The 26,558-nt window shown below is 49.8% G+C and carries 20 protein-coding genes and 1 tRNA gene; 8 read left to right on the top strand and 13 right to left on the bottom strand.

The annotated features are described in order from the left end of the window. The first annotated feature begins 43 nt into the window (after nt 1–43). The gene (locus KIH86_RS02270) at nt 44–517 is read left to right on the top strand and encodes a MarR family transcriptional regulator (RefSeq protein ID WP_223084681.1); all 474 of its coding nucleotides are present in this window, start codon (nt 44–46) and stop codon (nt 515–517) included. 152 nt (nt 518–669) lie between these two features. Continuing rightward, nucleotides 670–2,079 (top strand): MDR family MFS transporter, encoded by a 1,410-nt coding sequence (locus KIH86_RS02265; protein WP_223084683.1) that lies wholly within the window; start codon nt 670–672, stop codon nt 2,077–2,079. A gap of 45 nt (nt 2,080–2,124) precedes the next feature. Here KIH86_RS02265 and KIH86_RS02260 read toward each other — a convergent pair whose 3' ends face one another. From KIH86_RS02260 to KIH86_RS02245, 4 genes are all read right to left on the bottom strand, one after another. Next, nucleotides 2,125–3,054 (bottom strand): GNAT family N-acetyltransferase, encoded by a 930-nt coding sequence (locus KIH86_RS02260; protein ID WP_223084684.1) that lies wholly within the window; start codon nt 3,052–3,054, stop codon nt 2,125–2,127. A gap of 212 nt (nt 3,055–3,266) precedes the next feature. Next, nucleotides 3,267–3,536 carry a CD3324 family protein gene (locus KIH86_RS02255; protein WP_223084685.1) on the bottom strand — a complete coding sequence of 90 codons (270 nt, stop codon included), beginning with the start codon at nt 3,534–3,536 and terminating at the stop codon, nt 3,267–3,269. Nucleotides 3,537–3,828: 292 nt separating this feature from the next. Further along, a complete protein-coding gene (locus tag KIH86_RS02250; RefSeq protein WP_223084686.1) occupies nt 3,829–4,032 on the bottom strand; it encodes a hypothetical protein in 204 nt (67 codons plus the stop codon). A gap of 70 nt (nt 4,033–4,102) precedes the next feature. Beyond that, complete coding sequence (locus KIH86_RS02245) at nt 4,103–4,732, bottom strand: hypothetical protein (protein ID WP_223084687.1); 630 nt, start codon at nt 4,730–4,732, stop codon at nt 4,103–4,105. A gap of 203 nt (nt 4,733–4,935) precedes the next feature. On the opposite strand from KIH86_RS02245, the gene KIH86_RS02240 reads away from it, so the two are divergent. Beyond that, complete coding sequence (locus tag KIH86_RS02240) at nt 4,936–5,397, top strand: MarR family winged helix-turn-helix transcriptional regulator (RefSeq protein ID WP_223084688.1); 462 nt, start codon at nt 4,936–4,938, stop codon at nt 5,395–5,397. 62 nt (nt 5,398–5,459) lie between these two features. Then, nucleotides 5,460–6,284 (top strand): NmrA family NAD(P)-binding protein, encoded by an 825-nt coding sequence (locus tag KIH86_RS02235; RefSeq protein ID WP_223084689.1) that lies wholly within the window; start codon nt 5,460–5,462, stop codon nt 6,282–6,284. A gap of 81 nt (nt 6,285–6,365) precedes the next feature. Here KIH86_RS02235 and KIH86_RS02230 read toward each other — a convergent pair whose 3' ends face one another. From KIH86_RS02230 to KIH86_RS02205, 6 genes are all read right to left on the bottom strand, one after another. After that, nucleotides 6,366–7,319, bottom strand: a complete 954-nt coding sequence (locus tag KIH86_RS02230) for a sugar-binding transcriptional regulator (RefSeq protein ID WP_223086029.1) — start codon at nt 7,317–7,319, stop codon at nt 6,366–6,368. A gap of 108 nt (nt 7,320–7,427) precedes the next feature. After that, nucleotides 7,428–8,672, bottom strand: coding sequence for a HupE/UreJ family protein (locus KIH86_RS02225; protein WP_223084691.1), 1,245 nt, complete (start codon nt 8,670–8,672; stop codon nt 7,428–7,430). 75 nt (nt 8,673–8,747) lie between these two features. After that, nucleotides 8,748–16,343 (bottom strand): S-layer homology domain-containing protein, encoded by a 7,596-nt coding sequence (locus KIH86_RS02220; RefSeq protein WP_223084693.1) that lies wholly within the window; start codon nt 16,341–16,343, stop codon nt 8,748–8,750. 436 nt (nt 16,344–16,779) lie between these two features. Next, a complete protein-coding gene (locus KIH86_RS02215; RefSeq protein ID WP_223084695.1) occupies nt 16,780–17,385 on the bottom strand; it encodes a chorismate mutase family protein in 606 nt (201 codons plus the stop codon). A 162-nt stretch (nt 17,386–17,547) separates the two neighbouring features. Continuing rightward, nucleotides 17,548–17,922, bottom strand: a complete 375-nt coding sequence (locus KIH86_RS02210; RefSeq protein ID WP_223084696.1) for a hypothetical protein — start codon at nt 17,920–17,922, stop codon at nt 17,548–17,550. Next, nucleotides 17,922–18,485, bottom strand: coding sequence for a TetR/AcrR family transcriptional regulator (locus tag KIH86_RS02205; RefSeq protein ID WP_223084697.1), 564 nt, complete (start codon nt 18,483–18,485; stop codon nt 17,922–17,924). The genes KIH86_RS02210 and KIH86_RS02205 overlap by 1 nt, the downstream gene beginning before the upstream one ends. Before the next feature lie 178 nt (nt 18,486–18,663). Between KIH86_RS02205 and KIH86_RS02200 the strand changes: the two genes are divergently transcribed. Then, nucleotides 18,664–19,524, top strand: a complete 861-nt coding sequence (locus KIH86_RS02200) for a copper amine oxidase N-terminal domain-containing protein (RefSeq protein WP_223084700.1) — start codon at nt 18,664–18,666, stop codon at nt 19,522–19,524. 206 nt (nt 19,525–19,730) lie between these two features. Here KIH86_RS02200 and KIH86_RS02195 read toward each other — a convergent pair whose 3' ends face one another. Both KIH86_RS02195 and KIH86_RS02190 read right to left on the bottom strand, forming a co-directional pair. Next, a complete protein-coding gene (locus tag KIH86_RS02195; protein WP_223084701.1) occupies nt 19,731–21,725 on the bottom strand; it encodes a glycoside hydrolase family 31 protein in 1,995 nt (664 codons plus the stop codon). 86 nt (nt 21,726–21,811) lie between these two features. Beyond that, nucleotides 21,812–22,699 carry an AraC family transcriptional regulator gene (locus tag KIH86_RS02190; protein ID WP_223084703.1) on the bottom strand — a complete coding sequence of 296 codons (888 nt, stop codon included), beginning with the start codon at nt 22,697–22,699 and terminating at the stop codon, nt 21,812–21,814. 143 nt (nt 22,700–22,842) lie between these two features. On the opposite strand from KIH86_RS02190, the gene KIH86_RS02185 reads away from it, so the two are divergent. Genes KIH86_RS02185 through KIH86_RS02175 form a run of 3 tightly spaced genes read left to right on the top strand, consistent with a single transcriptional unit; the run spans nt 22,843 to nt 26,245 of the window. After that, a complete protein-coding gene (locus tag KIH86_RS02185; protein ID WP_223084705.1) occupies nt 22,843–24,060 on the top strand; it encodes an extracellular solute-binding protein in 1,218 nt (405 codons plus the stop codon). 31 nt (nt 24,061–24,091) lie between these two features. Continuing rightward, complete coding sequence (locus KIH86_RS02180) at nt 24,092–25,414, top strand: carbohydrate ABC transporter permease (RefSeq protein WP_223084707.1); 1,323 nt, start codon at nt 24,092–24,094, stop codon at nt 25,412–25,414. Continuing rightward, on the top strand, nt 25,415–26,245 hold the full coding sequence (locus KIH86_RS02175; RefSeq protein ID WP_223084710.1) for a sugar ABC transporter permease: 831 nt from the start codon (nt 25,415–25,417) through the stop codon (nt 26,243–26,245). Between the two features lie 84 nt (nt 26,246–26,329). Here KIH86_RS02175 and KIH86_RS02170 read toward each other — a convergent pair. Continuing rightward, nucleotides 26,330–26,402 (bottom strand) — tRNA-Lys (locus KIH86_RS02170). Nucleotides 26,403–26,558 lie beyond the last annotated feature (156 nt).

The following is a 26,558-nucleotide window of genomic DNA, read 5'->3' as shown; positions in this document are numbered from 1 at the left end:
TAATATGATAGGGTTAATGCACCAACAGGTGGGAGAACAGGCCATGAACAAAGAAGAACAGGTCATAACGCGGTTCAGGGACGTATTCAACAAGATGGTTTGGCTTAATAAGTTGAAGATGGAAGACAGTCTTAAGGGTTATAAGCCATCTGAGGTACATTGTATTGAGTACATTGGAAGAAATGCGGATTCCAACGTGACAAAACTTGCGGAGTCCTTTTATATGACTAGAAGTGCCATAAGTAAATTAACGAAGAAGCTCATCGAAAAAGGCTTGATCGAAAGCTACCAGAAGCCGGATAACAAGAAGGAAATCTACTTCAGGCTTACGGAGCAAGGGGAAGCAATTAACAAAGTCCATGAGGAACTGCACAAAGAGTTTCAAGAACGGGATAAGCCCGTATTTGAACAGGTAACCAAGGAGCAATTTGACAGTATGCTTCTCTTCATAGAGAAGTATAGCAGTCATTTGGATGCAGAAATAAAGAAACAAGATGTAGATACGAAGTCCGAATAAATTTGAATTAATAAAAATGAAATCACCGGCAGCCGGGCTCTATTGAGACTGGCTGCTTTTTTAGTGCTGCTATTTTGTTGACAAGGAAACAAAAAACATGCTATCTTTTTGTTGACGAGGAAACAAAAATTGACTTCAAAGAGGTGAATAACATGTCCAAAGATACAGTAAAGAAACCAGGATTACCAAAGGAAATTCTCACGGCTGCCTGGGCTATTGCACTTGGAGCAATTGCTCCAATGCTGGACTCCACTATGGTGAACATCGCCATCGACAAACTGACCAAGGATTTCAACACGACATTGGATATTATTCAATGGTCCATTACAGGTTATGTTTTAGCCCTTGCAATTGCAGTTCCAGTCTCAGGCTGGCTAATGAACAAATTTAACGGAAAGAAAATCTTCGTCGGCGCAGTCATCGCTTTTGGTGTAATTTCTGTGTTTGCCGGAATCAGCTGGGACATTTCCAGCTTCATCTTCTTCCGTCTGCTTCAAGGATTTAGTGCCGGGATTATTACCCCGCTTATGTTCACACTCCTGGTTAAAACAGCCGGTTCCGAAAATCTGGGGAAAGTTATGGCAATCGTCAGCACACCTATGATCTTCGGCCCAATCCTAGGACCTGTAATCGGGGGCTTCATCGTTCAAGGCGCATCATGGCATTGGATATTCTTCATCAACGTGTTCATCGTTTTGATTGCTGCACCACTTATGATAAGAACGATTCCGGACTTTGAACCATTTAACAAAGATAGCAAACTTGATGTTTTGGGGATCATCGTTTTGTCTTTAATGAGTGCGGCATTGATTTACGGCATTACAAAAGCAGCAGAGCATGCTTCATTTAGCAATAACGAAACAATCGTATGGGTGGGCACTGGCCTTGTCTTAGCCATAATTTACCTCGTATATAATCGAATCAGAAAAAATCAAACCGTACTTCCGATGAATTTATTTGCGCACAAGAGCTTCTTGGCATCCAGCATCGGTTTGTTTCTGGCGAATATTGCCATCATGGGACCCATGTTAATTCTTCCACTGTTCTTTCAAAATTTCCGGCATTTCACGCCAATCGAAGCAGCGCTTGCGTTAATCCCTCAAGGAGTTGGGATGCTCGTTACTCGACCACTGATCGGAACAATGATTGATAAGATCGGTGCAAAATACGTGGTCATGGTCAGCCTTGCTCTTTCGCTTATCGGATCGATTCCGCTTATCTTTATTACCGATCAAACAAGCATGATATGGATTTCCATCGTATTGTTCATCCGTGGTGCCAGTGTCGGAGGTATTAATCTTCCGTTGACGAGTGACGCTTATACGGGACTTGACAGCAAACAGCTTCCAGAAGCAGGTGTCGGTATTCATATTATTGAAAACCTTGGTTCAAGCTTTGGTTCAGCGGTTATCGCAACCGTTGTCGCAACTGTCATGCAAGGCTTGCAACCGACGATTGCCAATGGCTTAAAAGGCTACCATGCCGGATTCTCAGTATCCGCTATTGTCCTTGCGCTAATCTTCATCCCAGGTCTGTTCCTCACACAGAAAAAGACTGCATAGGAAAGAACCTGCGCTTGATGATTCGAACGCAGGTTTTCTCTTGATTTAGGCAAGTGTCCACCTCTTGAGCCAAACATCTTTGACATACACCGGTTTAAAACCAATCGCGCGATAAAACGGCCTATCCGTTCCAACGTAAATCTTCTCTGCGCCCATTTCTATGGCCCGGTTGATCCCTGCGTAGATGACGGCTCTGCCGAGTCCCATTCTGGTGTATTTCGGAAGCGTGCCCACAGGCTCCAGAACCGCCAGACGGTTCAGGCCGTCATACCAGAGTGTCGTGAACGATGCGATTTCTCCGTCCGGATCGAGCACAGCCATATCCAGTTCAGGTCTGTAATCCGGCGCCTGTCTCATGGCCTTGTAACAGCGTTCCGGCATCATCTCACCCGGATGCTCCTCCGTGCAGTAGCCAAAGGCTCTTCCATGCGCCATCCCCTGCGCCCTTTCCTTCAGCTCATGTCCATCAGCCAGCCGGAATCCGTCAGGAATATTCACAGGAAGCTGACCGGTGACCGGCATGCAGGAAGTGGCATCCTTCCAGTCCCGCAGCTCATATCCTCTTGATTTCACCAGCCGTTCCATCTGTTCGTTCTGATCCAGGACAAAGGATAGGGAGGTTATTCCTTCGGCAGTTATCGCAATTTTCTCCTCGGCATAGTCGATCAGCTCGTTCATAAATTCATCCTCAAATCGGCTGGCGAGCTGAAAAAAGGCAACCCCGGCTTCATGGCTCTGAATTTCTCCCTCCGAATTGACCACAGCGACGATTTCATGATTCTCATCTTCCCAGATCCCGACCGTTTCCGGCCATATCTCAAAGCTTTCGTGCATGATATGGGCAAAATACCGGCAAAAATTCCAGCGGTCAATGAGCCAATTTTGCGTCTTGGGGTTATCCTTCAAGGTCTGCGCCAGGAAGTCGCGAATGCGCAGGAAGTCCTTGTCGTCCCATTTCTTTAGGGAATACGTCATAGTGTTCCCTCCTTTCGAGCTTAATTGTACCGATCCATAGAAGAGGAACACAGAGCCATTTTCGTTATAAAAAAGGACGACCCTACTGCTGCTGCTCCGACGCGCTTTCGGTATGGCGGTCATAATAAAAAGACCTCGTCCTCCACGTTGCTGTGGATTTTGAGGTCTTTATCGGGCTGCTCCCGTTCAGTGCGAACACTGTAGGGACAACCTCACTTCTTTTGTGTATAGATAATTTTCCGGATGCGTTCGATCGAAAGGCCATATTGCTGTGATAACTTCTCGATCTGCATCCCGGCTCTGTGATCCCGGCGAATTTCCGCGTTGCGCTCGGCATAATACTGCGCCGCACCGGAACCTTCGCCCCATTTCTTCCGCTCGTTCGGGCGGTTCGGGATGTACAGGAGTCCGCCGTGAACATACCGCTGGATTTCCCGCAGCAGCTCCTCCGGCAGTAAATCTTCCGCTTTCGCATAATCCATATCAGGCCGCTCCTTAAAATAAGATGGGTTATTTTAAGGGCAAAGCCTGCGTCAGAAGGCCATGTTTCAGGGAAGGCGAACAAATCTCATTTTCGCTCCATGCCAAGCTTCGCCTTGTTCATTCCGCAGGCTTTGCATGGAGCATGCCAAGTACAAAATCAATGATGTAGTACATCGTATCCCTCCTTTACACTCACCGGGCCCAACGACATAGCAGACCGGCACTGACCAGCCGCCTAAATGCATACGCTTCCATTATATAGGGAAATCCGGAAGACGGAAGTGATCTAGACTACGATTTCTCCGAGTTCTTGAAGTGAATCAGCGGCAGAAAGATATCGTCCACAATCTCGGTAATGATTTCGTCAGGGACCGTCTCGAGAAGCCACTCATTGCGCAGCAGATCGACCGGCAGCTTCACGACGGGCTGATCCCTGCCGTTCTTCTGCCAGCGATCAAGCAGGGCGGCGAACGGAACGGTGATGACAGCGTGCACAGTACCTATAACAACGATATTTGAAAGCAAATATCCAAAAAAAGCGGCCCGGCGGGCCGCTTTGTCTTTTTTAATTCAAGCCATTCTCTTTGCGGATATTGTACAGTCCCTGAATCAGAAGCTCGGACGGGTCGCGATTCAGCGCCAGGTGGGTCAGCAGCACATGAAGCGGAACGGCGCATACGTTGCTGCCATCCTTGATTGAAGGAAAACCGGCTTCGAATACCGCACCGAATTTCTCATTCCAGGCCAGGCCTGCGTGCATCTGTTCCGGCTCAAATTCCTCATTAATCGCTTCGATAAGCTGAGGCACCAGGATATTGTCGATCACCTTTTTGGCCTCGTCCTCGCTGGCAGGAGGTCCCATAAGCTCTTTGCCGCCTTTGACTTTCATCATATCGACGAAGAAAGATGCCAACCAGATGGAAGGGTTGTTGTTCGACTGAAATCTGGCCACGAGCTCATGCAGGAAGAAACCGCAGGAATATCGGCTGCCCTCTTCGTCTTTGACATGGAATACAAACACGGGTCCGTATCCTTCAATGGTCAGCAGCTGTGCTTCCACATCTGTATAGTGCATTTTCAGAGCTACAATTCCATTATGATGGACCGCCTTCAGGAGCTCCGCCATTTGCTCTTCGCTTGGCTGTTCCTGTTGATCGGCCGCTGTCTGATCTTCTACCGTTTCGTTGTTCTTCATCTTTTCACCCCTCTCTATCATACCATCCCTGAGCGCCGGGTACACTTGTTAATATTCATAGAAATTAAAACGTTTTCCATAATATCGCCATCGCCGCAAACTCCTTGCATACCTTCCCGGGCTGTCTGATCTTTCCACAGCTCCGCCCCGGAGTTGACAAACAACCGGTTAGGAATGTACATTTTAGTTAAGTCATTAACTATATGGAGGTGATCGTCATCGAAGACATGCGAGGCGGGCTTCCGGACCAGCCGCTGCATAGCGAGGTCTTCTTCATGCTGGTGGAGACGACAGCGAAATTAGTCGAGGTATCCGAGAAATACTGGCAGGCCCAGGGAACGAACGGAGCACGCATCCGCATTCTGGTCGAATTGCTGAAAGAAGGCGGAACCCTCCTTCCCTCCGCGCTTGCGCGAAAAATTGGCGTAACGAAAGCCAACATCAGCCTGCTGCTGATTCCTCTGGAGCAGGATGGCTATATTCGGCGTCAGCCCCATCCCGAGGACGGCAGAAAGACCGTTATCATACTGACGGATGAGGGGCATTCCCTGCTCCTTCGCCACCTGCCCGCCAACCGGGAGACAATCGCGCACAGCATGCAGGCATTGAATGATCAGGAGCTTCATCAGCTGCTGTCCCTGCTTGCTAGATTGAAAAAGGCCTGACAAGCCTTTGTTCATTTGGTTAAGCCCTTAACTTTTTTATCGCAAAGAAAGGATGTTTCAGAATGAAGATTATCATTACAGGTGCCAGCGGCCAGCTGGGAAGCATGATTATCGAACGGCTCCTGCAGACGATGCCTGCGTCTCAGATTGTTGCCTGCGTCCGCAGGATGGAATCCGGCAGCGAATGGGAGAGCCAAGGAATTGAGGTGCGCTGCTGCGATTACGATCATCCCGAATCTCTGGTGAAGGCATTTGAGGGAGCAGCCAAGCTGCTGCTGATTTCCAGCCCTCACCATGACGATACCGTCCGCATCCGCCAGCATGCCCATGCTGTAGAGGCGGCCAAACAGGCGAACGTCGGACATCTGCTGTACACAGGGTTCGCTTTTGCCGAAAAGGGCAGCCTTTCCATGACCCATCTGCATCTCGCGACCGAGCATGCGATTATGACGACCGGCATTCCTTATACCTTGTTACGCAGCGGACTATATTCGGATTTCATTGGCAGCCTGGGTTTGCAGGAAGCGCTGGATACAGGCGAGCTGGCTGTCCTTCCGGGTGACTGGGCGTTCAACTCCGTGACCCGCCGGGACCTGGCCGATGCAGCAGCAGCCGTGCTCACAGGCGGAGATCATCAGAACCGGACTTATGAGCTGAGCGCAGCGGCCACCTGGAGCTTTGAAGACCTGGCTGAAACGCTCTCCGAGCTGGCGGGCAGACCGGTCTCGCTAACGCGGAATCCGGAAATCCGGAACTGGGTTTACGGCTTCCTGAGCAAGATCGACACGATCTCGACCTCCGGGGATCTGGAGCGGTTGTTGGGCCGGCCGGTGGCGTCGTTGAAAGAGAGCGTTAGGCCTCTTTTTCCGTTGAATGAAGAGGAATGACACATATACTTGTACTCCCCCAACCTGCTGTAAGACCTGAGGGCGCCGCCCCAGGCCTTACAGTCTCCTTCATTTGTTCCGCTAACCGCCAGCCTCGCCACTATCCTGCTGCTCCGGCTCGTGCTTGTCCAGCAAATACCGGGCCGTAAACTGGTCCGTTATCAGCACATTCATATATTTTCCCTTCAAGGCTCCATAAATGCCGTCCACCTTGCGGATGCCTCCGGCGACAAGGATCGACTGCTCCTTGTGCTTCAGTTCGTTCAGATCAATGCCGATAGTTCGCTGATTGAACAGCTCCGAGCAAATCTTGCCGGACAGATCGATGTAACGGGAGCAAATGTCGCCCACTCCCCGTTCGTGAATGATCGCGAGGTCCTCTTTGGAGAAGTAATTGGCGTTAATCAGCACGGAATCCTCAGTCGGAGAACCGACGGTTACGATCGCGATATTCGCCTTTTTGCCAAGCTCAAGAATATTCCGGATGTGGCGGTCCGATTCGATAGCCTGTTTCACAAGAGGATTGTCTACAAGAGCCGGCAAGTGTATAAAATAAGGCATCGTATGAAAAGCTCGTCCGAAGAGCTGAACAATTTCATACGCATACGTATTGGTCTGGGAATGGCTGACCCCGCCGTTCAGCTGAACCACCTTGACATTCTTGACCCATTTATCCTGCAGATTCAGGGCAACTTCATACAGTGTCGTTCCCCAGGTTGTCCCGATGATGTCCCCGTCCTTGACGGTCTGATGCACGTATTTCGCCGCCGCTTCACCCAGATACTTCTTCACGACGGCGTCTTCATACTGCGGAACCGAGACAACAACCGCTTTGTTCAGGCGAAACCTGCGCTCAAGGCGTTCCCCAAGCTCTTCCTTATCCTCATCGGGACTCGATACCGTGATCTTGACAATTCCTTCTTCCTTCGCCTGCTGCAGAAACCGGGATACGGTAGGCCGGGAAATGCCGAGCTTGTCGGCAATCTCCTGCTGGCTGTAGTCAAGCTGGTAGTACATTCTTGCGATATCAATCATCCGTTTCAGCTTATCATCGGTTTGTTCCTCAAAGATCAAATAGATCCAGTCCTCTCATCGCTTTTTGCGAAACCGTTCGTTCGAAGCGAATCGGCGCTGACATCCCGATTATAGCATTCTTTCGATCAGCCATGCTCCCCCAAGCACAAAAGCGGCGCATGAAGCGGTGACAATGACACGTCGGGCATGCTTGTGGCGGTGAAGCAGCATCAGCAGCGGAATGCACAGGCTGACGATCGCGAGCTGCACGGTCTCAATACCGAGATTGAAGCTGATGAGATCGGCGGCGAGCTGATTGCGCGGAAGGTCCATTTCCTTCAGAAGATCAGCGAAGCCCATCCCGTGAATCAGCCCGAACAGAAAGGTCAGCACCCAGCGGCCCGAAACATTCGACCGAATAATGTTATCAAGGGCGACATAGCAAATGCTCAAGGCAATCGCCGGCTCCACCCACTGCGGAGGAACGTTCAATATTCCAAGAACGGTAAGGGTCAGCGTCAAGCTGTGCGCAACGGTAAATGCGGTGATCATCATCGCATACTGCTTGAAGGTTTGGCGGGCGATCAAGAGCGAGAACAGGAACAGCAGATGATCGTATCCCCCCAGAATATGATGCATGCCCAATGTGAAAAAAGAAAACCAGCCCGATGCAGACGATTCTGATGAAGCGGAATCGGCCGCAGTTTCTGTCTGGGGCTGAGGATTGGCGGCAGCCGATGACTGCGGTTCCCCTCCAGCGGTTCCGTCAGCAGATGAGCTCTCAGCTTGTCCGGTTCCAACATTCTCTGCCAGACCGGCATAATCGGAATCGGTCAATTGAAGCGCCCAGGTGCGTGAATCGCCCGAGAGAGCCGCTGTGCTGTTGCCCGGCCCATAACGGATCGTGAGCAAATCCACATAATTCGTATTCTTATCCTGCCGGTACAGCGTATCCTTGAACGAAATGGACTGAAAAGCTGAAACAGCCGGATAGACAGCCTTCAGAACGATCTTGCTGCCGTCGCCCTTGCGCTCCATCTGCAGGCCTTCAAGCTTCGTCCAGAGTTGTGCCTGTCCCCCCAGTGAGAAAATCAGGTTCTCCTTAAGCACCTTGATCAGCGGCTCTCTGATCTGGTTGAATTCAGCATCATCCAGCATCAGATTATCGTCCAGATCGCCCCCCGCCAGCTCAATGACCGAAAGCTCGTCCAGCGTGTAGGTGATCTCCGTCTGGGACTTCGTGAGCGAAAGTGTCGTATAGCCCGCACTGTACGCATGTGCGGAAGCATTCGGAGCCAGCGGCAGCATGCCAAGCATAATCCCCGCAGCAAGCATGATCATCCGCCCGAGCGAGCGGAATCCGAATCGGTTCATAACTCATCCCCCTGAAAATGACAAGAGGGATGCCATCCGAATGAATGGCATCCTCCTGCGCCCTTAATGCAGCCGTTATTCCGGCTGAATCAGATTGTATATTACTTGCGCGGCTTCCGCCCGGGTGCTGACCGATTTCGGCGCGAACTCATCCGCCGAGCGGCCTTTTACCAGCTTCAGGCTTGCCGCCGCCTTCACCTCGTTCAAGGCCCACGGCGAAATGCTTGCCGAGTCCTTGAATCCCGGCTGAACGGCTGTGCCTGTGCCGCTTACAGTCGCGGAGGACGAGCCTTTCAGCAGAGCATAGGCTTTCATGGTCATCACAACCATTTCCTCGCGGGTAATTGTTGTGGACGGATCGAACAAGGTACTGCTCTTGCCATTGATAATTCCGGCCTTATACGCCAGGTTGACGGAATCGGCATACCACGCCTGGCTTGGAACATCAGCGAATGGAAGATCGCCCCGCTCCGTCAGCTTCAGCGCATGCACGAGCATTGCTGTAAATTCCGCGCGTGTAACGGACCGTCCAGGCTCAAAGGTAGCAGCGCCCGTACCGTTCAAAATCTGCTTCGCAGCCAGCTCCATAATAACATTGTAAGCCCAATGCGACGCTGGCAGGTCCGACCAGAGCTTGCTGAATTCCAATACGGCATATTGGCTGAAATGGCCGATTGGAGCGGAGATATAGCCATCCTTCACCTGTCCGCCCACATATTCAAGCGAACCATCCGGTGCGATATAATAGATTCCCGCAAGTCTCGGATTCAGACTGGCGTCGAGCTTCAGACGAAGCTCAAGCGCCTCGCTGAATTGCTTCAAGCTCGTAGTTGTTCCGCCGCCCGACACCAGATCCAAATGCAGGTCGTACAGCTTGCCGGACAGCTTGATGCCGGAATGCTGCTGCCCGCGTCCGATGTCCAGAAGCGCGTTGGCTTCAGCATCTCCAAGTGGAACAACTCGCAGAACCAGCTTGCCGCCGCTCTGCTCACTGACAGGCAGCTGAGCTGCAAGACTGTTGAGCAGCGCATTCGGAATTGTGAGAGCTATGTCGCCGCCGTTCAGCTCCAGACTTCGGCCGGACAGAGTTGGAACGATCGAGAACGGAATATTCACCGTCCGGATCGAGGACCCGATATCAACGACACCAGCTCCGTTCGCTCCCGTGTTGATCATTTCGGGAGCTACCGTCAATGCCGACGGAGCCGGTGATGCGGACGCCGCCGCAGAAGCCGCCGGTGTCGGTATCGGCGTAGATGTCGACGCCGGTGTTGGCGTTGGCGTAGATGTCGACGCCGGTGTTGGCGTTGGTTGTGTTGCCCCTGCCGGCAATACTGTCACCAATGCCTCAGCCTTAAAGCCGCCGTCCACAGTCGTTACCGTTATGGTTGCCGTTCCCGGGCTAACTGCGTTAACAACACCGTCATTCACGGTTGCCACGGACAAATCCGAGGTGCTCCAGGTCACGGATTTGCTGCTTGCCGATTCCGGCAGAACATTTGCCGTCAAGGTTTCGCTTTTTCCCGGAGCCAACGTCAGTGTGTCCTTGTTAAGCGTTACGCCAGTCACAGGCACCGACGCTGCCGACGATATTACTTTCAATTCCGCTGTATTTCGGACACGAATCCGTTCGCCGCCGGAGTAACCGCCGGCAATGCCGACCGCCTCAAGCGTATCTCCGACCTTCATCTGCGGAACCGGTCCGCTCTGGTTCGCAATATAGCCGTCCACGAAGACCAGGGCCGGACCGCTGCCGTCATCGACAAATATAGAGCTGTCCGAAATGGAAGTGATTTTGCCTGTTACCTTGACTAGACGTCCCAGATAAGGGTCGGCCATGGAGGCGGCTGTGGTAACAGCTGCCGGCTCGACTGGCGTTCCCTCGCCCAGCTTCACGAAGCTGCTGTCGAATGAACCGAATTCAAGCTCGATATTGTTCTCGAACACTTTGATATGTCCGCGCACCCGAACCTCGTCCCCAAGCTTCAGGCTTCCTTCCGGAATTTCGTTGAATGCCATAATGCCGCCAGTTTCATCCTGAACATAAGCCGCATCGAAGAATACGCCGGCCGCAGTCGTTACCTTGCCTTGAACAACGACCTCCGTGTTCTCCGGCAGCTTGCGCGCTTCGGCAATCGGGATCGGCTTCGGCTCCAGGCTGGCGAGCCAGTTCATGACATTCAGCGCCAGCTCATCATTGCCTTTGGACGAATAGGTTTCGTCCATCTGCTTGTCGTTAAATACGTTCATGCCCGACACAACCACTCTTCCGCCGCTGCCCAGCTGCTCGGAAGCGATCAGAGGGATAGCCGATCCGCCGCTCAGGTCTGCTGGAGCCGGTGAAGTCGAGACGTTATAAGTCATTGTGTCCGGTTTGACCTGTCCGGAAATCTGGAAGGTGGATTCATTGCCTCTGGCCAGAATCGTCACCGAACTGCTGTCCGTCAGCGCCGTCTTCCCTCCCGCCCCGTCATTTCCGGCCAGACTTGAACCGCTGTAGTACTCGACGGTCGATACAAAGTCGGTCAAGAGATTGTTGACCGGCTGCGGATGAAGCCGGACCGAATAGTTGGAGGTCAGCGGATTCGACCAGAAGTTGCCATAGGCGGTCTCGTCCGCAACTCCATCATTATTGATCTGTATGCTGGAGCCAATCGCGGTCAGGATCGGATTCAAATTCTGATTCGTTCCGCTGTAGTTGCTCTTCTCCGCCATCCACACCGCACCGCCGCCATCGGTGAATTTCTTGATTGCGGCGATCTCATCGGCGCTGTATGCGGAAGCAGGATGGGAGATATAGAGCAGAGTAGCCGACTTCAGAATGTCGTCCGTCAGCGCCGCCGAATTCTCGACAACTGTATAGCCCTGCTGGCGCATCAGCTTCGTAAATGACTTCAGATTGTCCTTGTAGGTGCCGGTGTCTTTGGTCGTGTTCTCATTGTTCTTGGAAGCGTCGATGAGAATGGTCTTGCCAAGCGGCTGCTTGACCGAAACCTCCTGCTCATACTTGTTGTCCCCAAGGTCTTGATCCGCTTCAAGGACCACAATAAGATTATGCGCCCCTTCCGCAGGCGACGCCCACACGACGCTCGCCGTCGCCGATTCGCCCGCTTTGAGTGAAGCGATCGCCGCATCGCCGATCAAATGCGCGGAGTCGATGCTGTCGTAATAGAAATGAGCTTTCAGATTGGTAACGTCAATGCTGCCCAGATTGGCTATTCCGCTCTCAAGCGCGGCCGGGTAGCCCCCGACTACGGCTCCGTCCGTCGCCGTGATATTGCTGACCTTGACGAAGAGCGGTTCTTCCGGCGACCAGATCGGGGAGGAATAGACGCGATCTCCGTCCTTCTGGGTGACACGCACGACGAACCACTGCTGCCCGCCCGTCACGTTGACGACCGGCTTCCAGCTTACCGAAGTTGTGCTGTCGCTCGGGATATAGCTGTCGACAACCTTGCTGCCGTTGGTCAAGAGTTCAACCTTTGCCACATTGTCATCCGTAGCCGTTTTAATATAGCTGTAGTCAGGGTCCGATTTCTCTTCCCAGACTCCGTCGCTGAAATTGATGTCGAAGTTCAGCGTCTTCGTATCCGTTACCGAACCCATATACCAGCCGCTTGCTGAAACATCGAGTTTGGCGTTCGGATCTTCGGTCATGTAGACACGCATTTTGCGCATGGCATCGAGCAGGGAAGCCTCGGACAGATCCTTGGAGACGATAACGGTACGTTCCTTCGTCTGACCCCAAGTCGCATCATGATTGTCTTCGCCGTATGTCGGAGCCAGATGCCATCCCAAATCCAGCGCGCTGAAATATTTGGTCTCATAGTTGGCGTAAGAATATTCCCCGGAGCCGTTCCCCACCTCCAGCATGGTAAAGAGGGAATCGAGCTTCTTGTTATAAGGGATGAACTTGTTGAAATCTCCGGATGCCGGATGGTTGAACTGGGCGACGAGATCATCGTAGGTCATGATCCAGGCATAGTAGTTCTGGAGATTTTGATAAGTACCGCCATCCTGCTTGCGGTCGATGAAGTTCTCCGTTCCGAACACATTGGAATGGCCCCAGGTGGTAGAGGTCATTTCAAAGGCCGGGAAGACTACGAAATCGCCGTCTTTGGTGTATTGATGGGCCAGATCCTTGGTTAGCTGCCAATCCGATCCGCCTGTGCGTTCCGGCATTCCCCCGTGATTCACACTGTCGGTTCCGGTCAGGCTGGAGTCGATATCATGCGAGTGATCGGAAAATGCGAAGAAATCATAATGATGCTTCAGCGCCGCTTGCAGCGCTTCTTCCGGAGTACCGGCTGCGTCATGCGAAATATTCGTATGATTATGCGTCGTTCCGTAGTAGTGGTTGCCTCCGGTGAAGCGTTCCGCCACCTTGAACATCCAGGATTGCGTCGTTTGATTGCCAAGCCCGTCTTTGATAATAACCATGACAGTATGCTCGCCGACACTCAGGTCATCGTCGCTGGTCAGCTCCAGCTTCACGGAAGTATCCGAGATGACAGCCTTGGACGTGTAGGTCTTCCCATCGATCAGCAGGGAAGCTGTAGCGGTATCAATGCCGTTCGGGTCCTCGTACTGAGCCGAGATCACCGGATGCTGCGTTTCCACCTCCGAGCCTCCGGCCGGCGTGAAATCATAGACCTCCGGACCGTCTTTGTCTTCCACCACATTCACTGTGAACGGTTCGAGCGCCGTTCCGGAGCTCTGAGCCATATCCATGGCCTTGGCTTCGATGTAATACTGGAACTTCCCTGCGGGAACATCCGCAAGAGCGATCTTGCCGTTATAATTCAGACCGTCGCCCGACATCATCGGCACGGACCTGTAACTGGCATCTCCGACTGCTCTGTAATACAGCGTTACCGAATCCGCATATTTGGCCGTCGCCTTGAAGCTGACATCAATGCCAGTATAGGCCTTCGTCAACGGGGTATGACTGAATTGCAGTTCTCCCCTAACATCCGATGCGGCTCTCGGCAGCAGCATATAACCGGCCGTGTACGGCGATGCCAGCTTGGATTGCCCCAGGATGCCTGTAAAATAGTAGCTTTCATTTAAAGCCACCGCGCCGCCGGCAACATCCACACCGATGCCGGACAGGATTTTCACGATCGCGGTATGACCTTCCTCATCTGAAACCGTCAGGTTAAGGTCGGTTCCCGTTCCCGGAATATTGGTGACCTTCGCCTTGAACGTAACCAATTGACCTTCCAATTTTTCAGCTGAAGCGTAATTCTCCAACTGGTCCAGTGTCACAGACACCGGCTGTGGAAGCGTGTCAATTCCCTCATCCTGAATGGAGACCGGTACGAACTGGGCAGCTCCTGCTGCAAAGGCGAGCTTGCCTGTCAGCTTGTATTTATGCCCCGCCTGAATATCGACGGACGGCAGAGTTCCGGCAATTACCCGAATACCACCCGTCGCACCCTGCAAATAGAAGCTTGTAGGCTCTGTACCGAGAACCTTGTTGCCTGTAGTGGCAATTCCCTCAATTGTGACACTGTGCCCGATATTGAGCGGCAGCCCGTTGTCGTCCGCTGCCAGCAAGCTGGACAGCGCGGTTACTCCGCTCGCCGCCGGTGTTTCATCAACACGGGTATAGGCACTTTGCCCGTAAGGAACGCCGGTGAAGGACGTGTAAAGTACCTGAGTGCCTGCCGGGTCAGCAAAGCTCAAAGTGAACGTGCCGTCGGAACCGGCTGTTACCTGGCCCGCTTGAACCAAACGGCCGTTATCCACGGTAAACACACTTACCGCCGCGGATTGCGGAACTGCACCCGCCGAACCCGAGACGAAGGCATTGCCGCCGGAATGAGTCAGCGACAGCTTGTCCCCTGCCGGTGACTCCATGTACTTCGAATTCCGCACCAGAATTTCCTGCGGATTAACCGTACTGGCCGGAACATTCATGACGAAGTTCTGCGAATTATCCTTGGTGAAATAACCGTTGCCCAGCCCGAGCACCGAGCGCGAGTCCGACCCCTCCGCCGTCTTGCGGAGAATCGTTCCGCTGCCGATATTGGATACGAAGTATGGCGTTCCCCAGCTTGAGCTGTTCAATTTAAAAGAGGTTGTCGTTCCGTTGCCGTATACCACCAGGTCGATCAGCTTATCGTCGGTGGCTCCTGTAATGGCCGTCGTCTTGTAGGCCAGGAACAGATGCCCTCCCGTCGACCCGCTTGAATTGATGGTTGTCGTCTGATCCGGCGTTACCGGGAGTTCCGATCCATTCGTACCGGAGCTGCCTGTCACCAGATAATAGCCATGCGCTTTGATCGTGCCCGTCAAGGCTGTACCGGCGTTGAACGCCGTTGCAGACGAGGAGGCGTAGCCGATCGTCCACTGGCCGCCGAAGTTAATGTCATGATCCGTCGTATTGTAGAGTTCAAAGAACTTGGTCTTGTAAAAAGCGCCGCTATTGCCGCCATTGATGTACAGCTGGCTGAATACAACGTCGCCCGGATTCACGACGGTCTGCTCCACATAGCTGACCGCCGTCGAAGCGCTGGCAAGCTTGTACACTTCTTTGGCGACAAGATTGACCTGCTGCTTGCCGCTCGGATTGTTGAGCGGAAGCGAGAATGAACCGTCCGCCGCCGCAGCTATCGAACCGGCAGGCGTACCGTCCGTGAACAGCGCCGTAACGGTCGCGCCGCCCGCGACAGCACCCGTTGCCCCATTAACTTGGGCAAGACTGGAGAATGTAATTTTGCCTGCGACAGGGGCCGAGGACTGTTGAACCGTGACTGTCACGCTATCGCTCGTTTCCTTCCCCTGTTCGGTGGAGATCAGGCTTACACTTGACGCTTGAGTCGGGTTGTTCAACGTGTAGCTGAAGGAACCGTCTGTCGGGCTTGCATAGACAGCTTCCGTAACGGAAGGTGTTCCCCAGGTCAGTTGAACCCAAGCGCCGTTCGCCACCGCTCCAGCAGAACCGATGACGCTCGTCAGATCGTCGCCGAATACGATCTTTCCGGCCACCGGATTCGCCGACTTGGAGCTGCTCTCTCCGCCGCCTCCCAGCGGGCTGCCGTTGACGTAGATTTCGGCCAGACGGCTTGTTCCGGTGGAACCAAGGGTTCCCCCGCCTGCCGAATTGGCGGAAGTGATAATCCAGCGAATATATACGAGACTCTTGTTATTGGCTTCAGCCGGAAGCTGCGCATTCGCCAGAGCCCCACCGTTCGGCCAACTGGCAGATGCTACCGTGATGGAGGCATTGGGAACATCATTCCAGCTGCTGTCGTCCAGACTGTACTGAAGCTTGAAGTCCTTCGGACCAGTTGACGAACTGTACTGTCTGGAAGACACGGTAATCCCTTCATACCCTTCCGTAGAGAATGAAGTTTCCCAGTATGCAGGGCTTGCCGTCCAGGTATTCGAGTTGACGACATTGACTCCGGTTACCGGTCCGGCATTGTAGCCAGTGACCGCAGAGCCCACTGTTTTGATCGTCGCGGCTTTGTCGGCAGCCTGTCCGCTGACAGGCATAATAGAAGCCGCGCTCCCCGTTCCGGTTCCCGCACCGCTCCAATAGACGAGCACCTGCGAATCCGCGGAGGCAGTACCGCTGAAGCCAAGCGGCAGCACGGAGGTAATTAGAAGGATCAAAGACAGAATCAAACCGCTGATTCTTTTATTTTGCCTAATATACTTCAAAGCTCTTCCCCCTAGTTCTTACATTTCATTTCAGATTGACTGTTCAATTTGTTCCGGCTGCGGCTTATCCTAAAATTTCGCTAATATGTACGGGTTAGAAGCCGTCCTCCTTTCGCTTAATCCCGATTTGTCTGGCATTGATGTCTGAACATTTGTAAAACTAGCAAAATATCATTTGTTCTTGAGTCATAATATATGACAGTCCCATGGCGTTTGTAAACAATTTTATGTAAAATTAAAGTTAAATTCGCTTGAGTGTCACTTTACATCACATTTACAATCCCAATCATGCATCTTCTTCCAAATATAATAAAAAACGCCCGAAATTCGGACGTTTATCATTGTATCCCATATTAGATAGAATCAGCTGATTCCTTAACCACTATCAATGAACCTTCGCTTCCATTCCTGTGCACCAGTTGATAATCGGGACAGCTCAGAAATCCACCTGCTTATCCAGCTTGATTTCCTTGGAGGTCTGTTCCATATGCATCGCATGCGGCACCAGCGAGAATTCAATATTCTCCAGATTGTCGGGAAGTCGCGGAACGACCACAAACTCCATTTTCGACCGTCCACCGCCTCCCCTCCCGCCTTGCGGATTGACGGTATACTGCCCTTCGCCAATAACGGCAAGTGTCAGCTGAGGTCGTAGCATTACGTCCTGCCGGGATTCCGGCAAATAGCGGATATCCAATGCCACTCTGCTGTAGTCTTCATACTGCATGGCATGAGTCAGCATATACTCGCAATCGCCGGAGACCGTCTTCTTCATGATGGACAGCACTCCGGTCAGCTCGGAGGATTCCTCCCAGAATACCGGACGGACCTGATCATTGAAGCCATGAATCAGCATCGAGAGCTCAGGCAGCTCTATTCCGTACTTCGCTGACAATTGCTCCAGCTTCTCCATATCCGGAGCCATCCGGCGACCGTTTGCCGTCTCCCTCCGTTTGTGAATCAAGTCCAGAAGAGCCTCATCAATTGCCTCAATTTCTTCATTATAGATATTCGGAATCACTCGAAGGCTGCTCCAACCCATGTTCTCACACTCCTTTGGCTACCATTTTATAACATCTGCATCCAGATTGTCCAAGCCAGTCAGAGCAGCCGATTCCAACCTGGTGCGCGGAGTGGAGAATATGCACACGGTTTGGGCATCCCATTCCGTTACTATTTTCCGAGCATGAACAGACTCCCTTCCCTATCTTCTAGCGGTGTAGCGAAACTTGTGTGTTGCGATTTGGTTAATCCCGATAGCTGAACAAATCATGATCGCCATGATCCAGAATCCGCGATGTTCTACAGCCCGGTTTCCATAAATCAAACCCATTGGCGACTGTACAAACAGGATTAATGACAGGATGTTGAGAAGTTTGTTCGTCCGATAGCTGTAAACCGGAGATACAGCAGAATCCGGAAAGATCAAGCGTCTGAATTGATCCAGAATCAATCCGACCGTCAGAAAAATGAACATCCACAAAACGCCGTAACCTTTCCAGTACCAATCTGTAATAATGAGCGCCGGTATGGATATGGCAAAAGCCGTTATCGAGAGTATTCTCAAATTGTTTTTCATTACAAATCCCCTCCTAAGAGCAAATTTAGCTGGTTATCTATCAATTCTCTCAGCTCAGCTTCCTTATAGATATCGACGCCGGCGTATTTGTAAAAATCTTTTGCTCGGTAGAAAATGACCTGTAGAAAGCTAACCATTTCATAAGCAATCACTTTGCAAAATTTCTCATCCCTTGTTCCCTTGAAATGCTCCCTGATATAAGGTAGTACATCAACCGGAATTTCGATCGGTGCATTGAGCAGCACATAGGGAACGGTAAGCCTTGTTATTGACTCATACTTAATCGTGACTTCGCACATATGGTACAACAGTTTTTTAAGCTCTTCCTTCGGGCTCTGACTATGATCCGCCGCAGTAAATTGTTTGAATTCGGAAGCAATGATCTCATCAATAACCGTCTTCAACAATTCGTCCTTAGAGCCAAAACAATAATTGATCATCGCCAAATTGACATTGGCCGTCTGTGATATTTGCCTTGCGGTAATTTTCTCGGGAGCCTCGGCGGATAAAAGCAATTGTCTCGTTGCTGCGATAAGTTGATCTTTTGTGGTCCCAGTTATCATACAACCCCTCCATAATAATACGCGAATTGAACATGTTTAATACACGTTTAATTATACACAGACTCTTTTCCATTGTCAAAAAAAGGATGAGACTCTGCCCGATTAGTGGTAATCGTGTTACAATATTTGTATCGAAATTACAATTTCTTGATAGAACAACAAAGAGGTATGAACACCGATGAATAATAGCAAAGGATGGTGCACTACATTGCTGAAGAAAATGCGAGTTTTGCTTGGTCTAATTGTCGTACTCGTTTCTGTTCCTGCTCTGTCTGTCTCCGCTTCCACTTCCACATTGAATTCAACTGTACTGTTGAAGCTCAATCAATTCTATGTGGTCTATACTTCACCTCTGGCGCCTTATGTGGATAAAGAAAACCGGTTAATGGTTCCTTTACGCAGCGTTTCCAATTTATTATCCGCAGATGCAGCCTACAACGCAGACAGCAAAACGGCGGTCATTTCAAGAAAAAATTACGTAGAGGACGTCAAAGACAACAAATTCTATACGGTAAAGATGACAATAGGCTCTAAAAAGGTGGAGATCAATGGGGTTTCATCCGAGATGGATACAGTTCCCACTCTGTATAAAGGAAGTATGTTTGTTCCTTTGAGTGTGATTACAACTTCGTTCCACATCGGTACGAGCTGGGATCAATCCAGGAGAATCGTTACCCTGATTGTTGATCCTGCTTATTTGCCATCTGGAGTTGTCATGGACGAATTGCATTTTTTATCGGATAAACTGAACAAGGATATCAGACCTCTCAAAGCTTCTGTTACTACACACACGAATACATCCGGCATTAATGTAGCAAATGTCCGATTGACTGCAATAAATGAAGGGAAATCGGCTGTTTTGAATGACCAACTGTACCTGCACTTTTATATACAAGATTCTAATTTTAGTCAGATTGACATCCCTAAGCAATCCGGAACGACGGAGGCGGGAGGGACATTTACAGTAGATACAGCCCCCCATACAATTCTATCGGATTCCCTTCAATATATTCTTGTTGGCGTGTATAACAATTATTGATGAAGCACCGTTTCAAGGTTCAAAACAAAATAATACGTGTTATTATAAATGCAGAAACAGCGCACAATGCAAAGAGAGCCGTGCTAGAACACGACTCTCCGAGCAATAGCCGCTTGAAAGGCGGTCAGCTTTAATCAGGTACTACCCACATGAAATAGGTCGAGTCCCCGGTCAAGGGCGGCTTATTTCTTTGTGTTACGGCTAACCTAAACTTCCCCAATTAAATAACTTTGTCTGCGGTCACGTAAAAATAATGGCAGCGTGTCTATTTGAGCGGTTACCTCAAGCCATTGACCACCTTGATACTCTTCCCCTGTGTGTGCATCTGTCCAGGTGGGTCCTTGCGGAAGATAGACTTTACGTGAAGTCGCATGAGCTTCTACTATGGGTGCAACTAAAATGTCTGAGCCGTACATATACTGAGTGTTCAAATCCCATGCCGCTGCATCTTCAGGAAATTCATAGAACATGGTACGCATTACCGGCGCCCCTGTATTATGAGCCTCTCCCATCAGTTGGCGCGTATAGTCCCGCATGGATTCGCGAATCCCAATGAATTTTTTCATAATCTCATAGTTCTCTTCCCCATAGCTCCAAATCTCATTGGGTGCTCCGGTTCCTTCTGTCACTTCCCCGTAAGTATTTGTAAGAGATTCTCTCGGCAGGCGATTGCCATGCAGCCGCATCACGGGACAGAAAGCGCCAAATTGGAACCAGCGAATAAGCAATTCCTGAAATTCCGGGTCATGAATATTGCCGCCATGGAAGCCTCCGATATCGGTCGTCCACCACGGAATCCCCGACAAGCCCATTTGCAGACCCGCTACAATTTGATTGCGAAAATCCTGGTAGGTGGAATGAATATCGCCGGACCAGATCAGCGCACCATACTTTTGACTTCCTGCCCACGCGCAGCGGACGAGATTCAGCACATCTTCCCGGCCGTCTGCCTGCTGCCCTTCATAGAAGCCTCTCGCAAAATCTCTGGGGTATAAATTGCCCTGTTGAAGAACGCTGCCAATATGATAGCGATAGTTGTCAAAATCATACGTGCTGAACTCGGGTTCTGCTTCATCCAGCCAGAACAGCTTAATACCGTATTGTCCATAGTTTTCTTTACACTTGTTCCATACATATTCCCGCGCTTTCGGATTCGTTGCGTCATAAAAGACGTTGTTGCCCTGGAAGCTCATCTGAACATTCAAGCCATGCTCCGTCTGCACCAATAAACCTTTCTGGTACATCTCTTGGAAATTTTCGCTCCGCCAATCGACTTGCGGCCAAATCGAGACCATAGGCTCCATCCCATAAGAGCGCAGCTCGTCGACCATAGATTGTGGATCAGGGAATAACTTCTCGTCGAAGCGGAAATCGCCACAGCGCGGCCAATGATAGTAATCGATTACAAAAACATTGACCGGAATTTGAAGACGATGGTATTCCCGGGCAACTTCCAGCACTTGCTCCTGATTGTAATACCGCAATTTGCATTGCCAGAACCCAAGTCCGAATTCCGGCATCATCGGTGCGCGGCCGGTCACAGCGCTGTATTGTTCCTCAATAATCGCCGGCGTTTCCCCAACCGTAATCCAATAGTCCAGCTGCTTCGTACTGTCTGCCCGCCATTCCGTCGTATTTTTCCCAAATGAAACACTGCCAATCGCAGGATTATGCCACAAGAAACCGTAACCAAGACTGGATACATAGAACGGTATGGAAGCCTGAGAATTACGATGAGCCAGCTCGATATTACAGCCTTTTAAATCCAGAATATCCTGCTGATATTGTCCCATACCATAGATTTTTTCCTGGGGATTGGATTCAAAAGTCGCCTTCAGGCGAAAGTCGCCACCAATATGCGGTTTGAAATGACGCGCTCTTCGGACCAAAGCTCCGCCACCATCAATCTCTTTCAAGATCACTTCTTTTCGGTCATTGAAAAAAGTTACGACAGCCGCGCTGTTCCACCCCCGGGTATCGATAACAGCTGAAATGCTCCCGTTGGTGATTTCGGCTACCTGATCATCAAACGTTACTGTCACGGCCGAGGACTGTGGAAGCAAAGCGCTTCCGGCCAAGTCCATCTGTCCATTAGGAACCGAGACTACCCGCAGACTGTTCTTGCCCCATCCCATTATGCGTAGTGTCTCCCCGCCATTCTGATATTCTACATAGCTATCGCCTTTTGTAAAAAATGACATGCTGCCCCTCCTACAAATTAGATTAAGCCTATTGTAGATTTTTACTTCGGAGCAAGCATTTACAATCATGTCAATCTCTATTAATATCATGTCATTTTACGAAAATGGCTGGGAGTCATGCCTGTTGTCTTTTTAAAGGCGATGGAGAAATGATTGCTGCTGTCGAAGCCCACCTCAATCGCAATGTCGATAATAGATAGATTGGTACGCTTCAGCAAATCCATAGCACGATTGATTCGATGCTGGTTCAAGTAATTAATGGGCGTTGAGCGAAAGGATTGTTTGAAAAACCGGCAAAACTGTTCTTTGCTTAATGAAATCACGTTGGCTAGATCATTTAGACTCACCGCGTTCTGGTAATTCTCCTCAATGAAGCTGATGATTTTCTTCTTGCGGACTTCATTTAGATAATCGGAGGCGGTCTTTACATTATGAATCTCTTCTTTTTGCAGCAAGTGAAACAGGATCTGGCATAGATAGCCTTTCAGCAGCAGCTCCCGGTAAGACTGATCGCCTTGGTAGCTTCGCTCGAATTCCGCTAACAATTGCTGAACGATTTCATTGCTCCGGTCGCTTGCTTTCAAGACGTAAGAGGAGATAAAAGTATTAACCAGAAAAGGATTCAACTGCGTGGTCTGGATCTTGTCCTCGTTCTTGCTGGCAATAAAATCCGAATGAAAGACAATCGAGGTGAAGCGACATTTACGATCGTGGCATTGATAAGCTACATGCAGCAAGTTCGGCGGGATAAGAACGACCGTATTCTTTTTCGCAAAAATGGACACCCCATCTACAACCAGTTCCATCTCCCCGTCGACTACGTAGAGAATTTCCGCCTCTTCATGCCAGTGATTATAAAAGATCAAGCCCTGCTCATAATGCTCAATATCCCGATACAGCTGCAATTGAAAATCCTTGTTGCCATGCTGGACTCGCTCCTTGAACTCCTGGCTCGTTGCGTATGCTGCCTTCATGCTGATCTCACTCCCATGACAATATTTCAATGTATTTAAGACAATATACGATAAGGGTCGATGATATAAGCCACTATACTAAGAATTATAAAAAAATGAAAGCGCTTATAAAAAATAAGCACATTTCTTGGGAGGGTTAGCAAATGAAAAAATGGTTTGTGAGTGCAGGGGTAGTCGGTCTTATGTTGCTGCAAACAGGTTGTGGAGGCGAAGCCAGCAAGGGTACTACAAATCAATCCGGCGGCGGAGATGTAGCGTTGAAGGTGTGGGTCGATGAAGAATCGGTGTCCCAAACGAAAGAAATGGTTGAGGCCTTCAAAAAAGAACATAGCGATAAGCAATACAAAATTGAGGTGCTGGTATCGGATTCCATGCTGGCACAGGTAAATGTCAAGAACGATCCGGAAGCAGCCGCCGATGTGTTTATGCTTCCCCATGACCAATTGGGACAGCTGGTCGAGTCGGGTTCGATTTACAAGAATACCAAGTATGCTGACGAGATCAAGGAATCTATGACACCCGCTTCTATTGAGGGTGCTTCATTCAAGGGGGAACTATACGCCTACCCTTACGGTGTGGAAACAGGCGTGCTGTATTACAACAAGTCCATGCTGGGCGAAGAAGATATCAAGACCTTTGAGGGATTAACGAAGAAAGCGAAAGTCGGAATGAACCTGGCGGAATCCATCGCGGATTACCAAATCGCCCCATTCTTTGTCGCGAACGGCTCATTGCTGTATGGGGAAAGTGGAGAAGATCCGAATGGAACGACCTTTAACGATAAGCACGGACTGGAAGTTCTGAAATGGATTCGCAATCTGAAGGCTAACCCTAACGTCGTTCATGCCAAAGATGATATGGTCAGCAGCATGCTGGACGGAAAAATCGCAGCCGCGATCGGCGGCCCCTGGAATAAGAAGGACTTAGCTAAGCTGGGAGACAATCTGGGCGTTGCCCCATACCCCACAGCCGATTTCGGCAGCGGCTCCAAGCAAATGTATGCTTTCCAGGGTGTCAAGTTATTTGCCGTCAAGGCAGCCACCAAAGCTCCCATCGACGCAATGGCATTGGCCGATTATTTAGTCAGTGAAGAAAATCAGCTGAAGCGGTTTGAGTTAACGGGAATTATTCCGAGCAATAAGAAAGCGCAAGAAGCAGAAGAGGTTAAAAATGACGCGGTCGGTAAAGCCGTAGCGATTATGTCACAGGATGATCATTCCGTTGTTATGCCGAAAATTCCGGAAGTCGCGTCCTTCTGGGCCCAGTGCAGCCCGCTGATTAACGATGCCTATACCGGCAAAATCCAGGACAGCGATATGCAGCAGAAGCTGGATCAATTTGTTGCAGATATCGCTAAATAAAAGGTCGCACACCCGGGAGGCTTAAAGTCATATGCCAAAACAAAAGGAAGATAAAGGTGTCCTCTATTTCCTTTCCTTTGTATTAATGGGAATTTACCATATCGTTAACGGGCAGTTTGTTAAAGGCTTGCTATTTTTTCTAGTAGAGGCGCTGTTCATTTTTTTCTTGGGAACTGCAGGCATCCAAAATATTTTCAGCTTAAGTCACTTGGGCACCCAACAGCAAGGATGGGTCTATGATAAAGATCTGGGCATAGAGCTGCTCGTTCAAGGGGACAATTCGATGCTCTTGCTCATTTACGGGATTGTCGCCTTAATAACCCTTGTGGTATTCATCCTGTTCTATATCAGCTATACCCGGAGCATCAAGCACCTCGCTGAGCGGATAAAGAATCAACAGCCAGTCCCTACCTTCATAGCGGACTTTAAAAGCTTATGGGATAGCCGGTTTCACTTAACCCTGCTAAGCGTTCCAGCCATCGGAATCATCCTGTTTACCATAATGCCCTTGGTGTACATGATTTCCATTGCTTTCACCAGCTTCGATCATTCTCACCTTCCGCCCAAATCCCTCTTCTCATGGGTCGGGTTCAAGAACTTCCAGAACATTCTGACAGGCCGGATGTCCGAAACCTTCCTTCCTGTCTTTGCCTGGACGATTGTATGGGCTGTCTTTGCTACCCTCACCTGTTTTATTTTTGGAATCCTATTAGCTCTGTTCATCCAGAAAAAGACCATTCGCTGGAAGGGGCTGTACCGCTCCATCTTTGTACTTACGATCGCTGTACCGCAATTCGTATCTTTATTGATCATGAGAAATTTGTTCCACACATCCGGACCGATTAATGAATGGCTGCTGCAGCTTGGACTCATTCATTCGCCAATCCCTTTTCTGATCGATCCGTTATTGGCCAAAATTTCGGTTATCGTCATTAATATGTGGATAGGAATTCCGGTCTACATGCTGATTTCTACCGGAGTCATCATGAATTTGCCGCAGGATCAAATCGAGGCTGCACATATCGACGGCGCCAATATCTTTCAAGTCTTCAAGAGAATTACGATGCCTCAATTGATTTTTGTGATGACACCCAATTTAATCCAGCAATTTATCGGAAATATCAACAATTTCAACGTGATCTATTTGCTGACCGAGGGCGGGCCGGCCAATAGCAATTATTACGGAGCCGGAAGCACCGATTTGCTGGTGACCTGGTTGTATAAATTGACTACAGAGAAAGCGGATTATAACCTCGCTTCCGTAATCGGCATTTTGACTTTCGTATTAAGCGCGACGTTCTCGTTGATTATGTACACCCGATCCAAAGCCTTCAAGTCAGAGGGGGAATTCTAAATGAAACAAGGAAAAGGAATCCTTGGACAGCTTACTTTAAGTCTAATATCAGCCGTATGGCTATTCCCCATTTGCTGGATTGTCCTAACCTCTTTTCGGGCGGAAGGCGGACGTTTTGTATCGTATATCATTCCCAAAGGCTATACCTTTGATAATTATAGAAATCTGTTCACCAATGATAATTATCCGTTCTTAACCTGGTTTCTGAATACCTTATTTGTATCCGTCATTAGCTGTATCTTAAGTACTTTCATTACTGTAGCCATTGCCTATGCTTTATCCCGGTTAAGATTTAAGTTTCGCAAGAACATTTTAAAAACGGCTTTAGTCTTAAATATGTTTCCCGGCTTTATGAGCATGATTGCGATCTATTACATCTTGAAGTCGATGGATTTAACCCAAAGTTTATGGGCGTTGATTCTGGTCTATTCTTCCGGCGCTGCTTTAAGCTTCTATATCGCGAAAGGGTTTTTCGATACCATCCCTGCTTCTCTGGATGAATCGGCGATGATTGATGGGGCAACCAAATTCAATATCTTTTCCCGGATTACTTTGCCGCTGTCCAAACCGATTATCGTCTATACCGTGTTAATGTCCTTTATTGCTCCCTGGATGGATTTTATTTTTGCAAAAGTCATTATGGGAGACAATATCGAGAAGTACACCGTCGCTATTGGCTTGTATTCGATGATGACCAGGGCAAACGCCAATTCCAATTACATGTCTTTCGCGGCTGGCTGTGTCCTGATCGCCATACCGATTTCGTTACTGTTCATGAAATTGCAGCAGTATTATGTGGAAGGGATCACGAGCGGTTCTGTTAAGGGATAAGTGAATTGTACTCAGCGGGCTGAAGCTCCAAAACAAAAAACAAGAACGGCGAGAATGCCGTTCTTGTTCATGTTGTTGCAGTTATGGACTCTCAGGGGCTCGAACCCTGGACCTGTCGATTAAGAGTCGAATGCTCTACCAGCTGAGCTAAGAGTCCGTTTTTCAGAACTTTTATAATATATCATAAGGAGAAGAAGTTCGTCAACCCTCAGTATGAATTTCTTTTTGGAGACCTTTATTAATCTTCCGGATACGGCCAAATCCTGCTTAAAAATCGGACAAATGTGTAAAGATATATAGCAGGTTTTTCAAG

Origin of the sequence: Paenibacillus sinensis (assembly GCF_019904155.1) — a bacterium.
In the GTDB taxonomy this organism is placed as follows: domain Bacteria; phylum Bacillota; class Bacilli; order Paenibacillales; family Paenibacillaceae; genus Paenibacillus_AQ; species Paenibacillus_AQ sinensis.
This window is presented reverse-complemented; position numbering and strand designations above follow the sequence as displayed.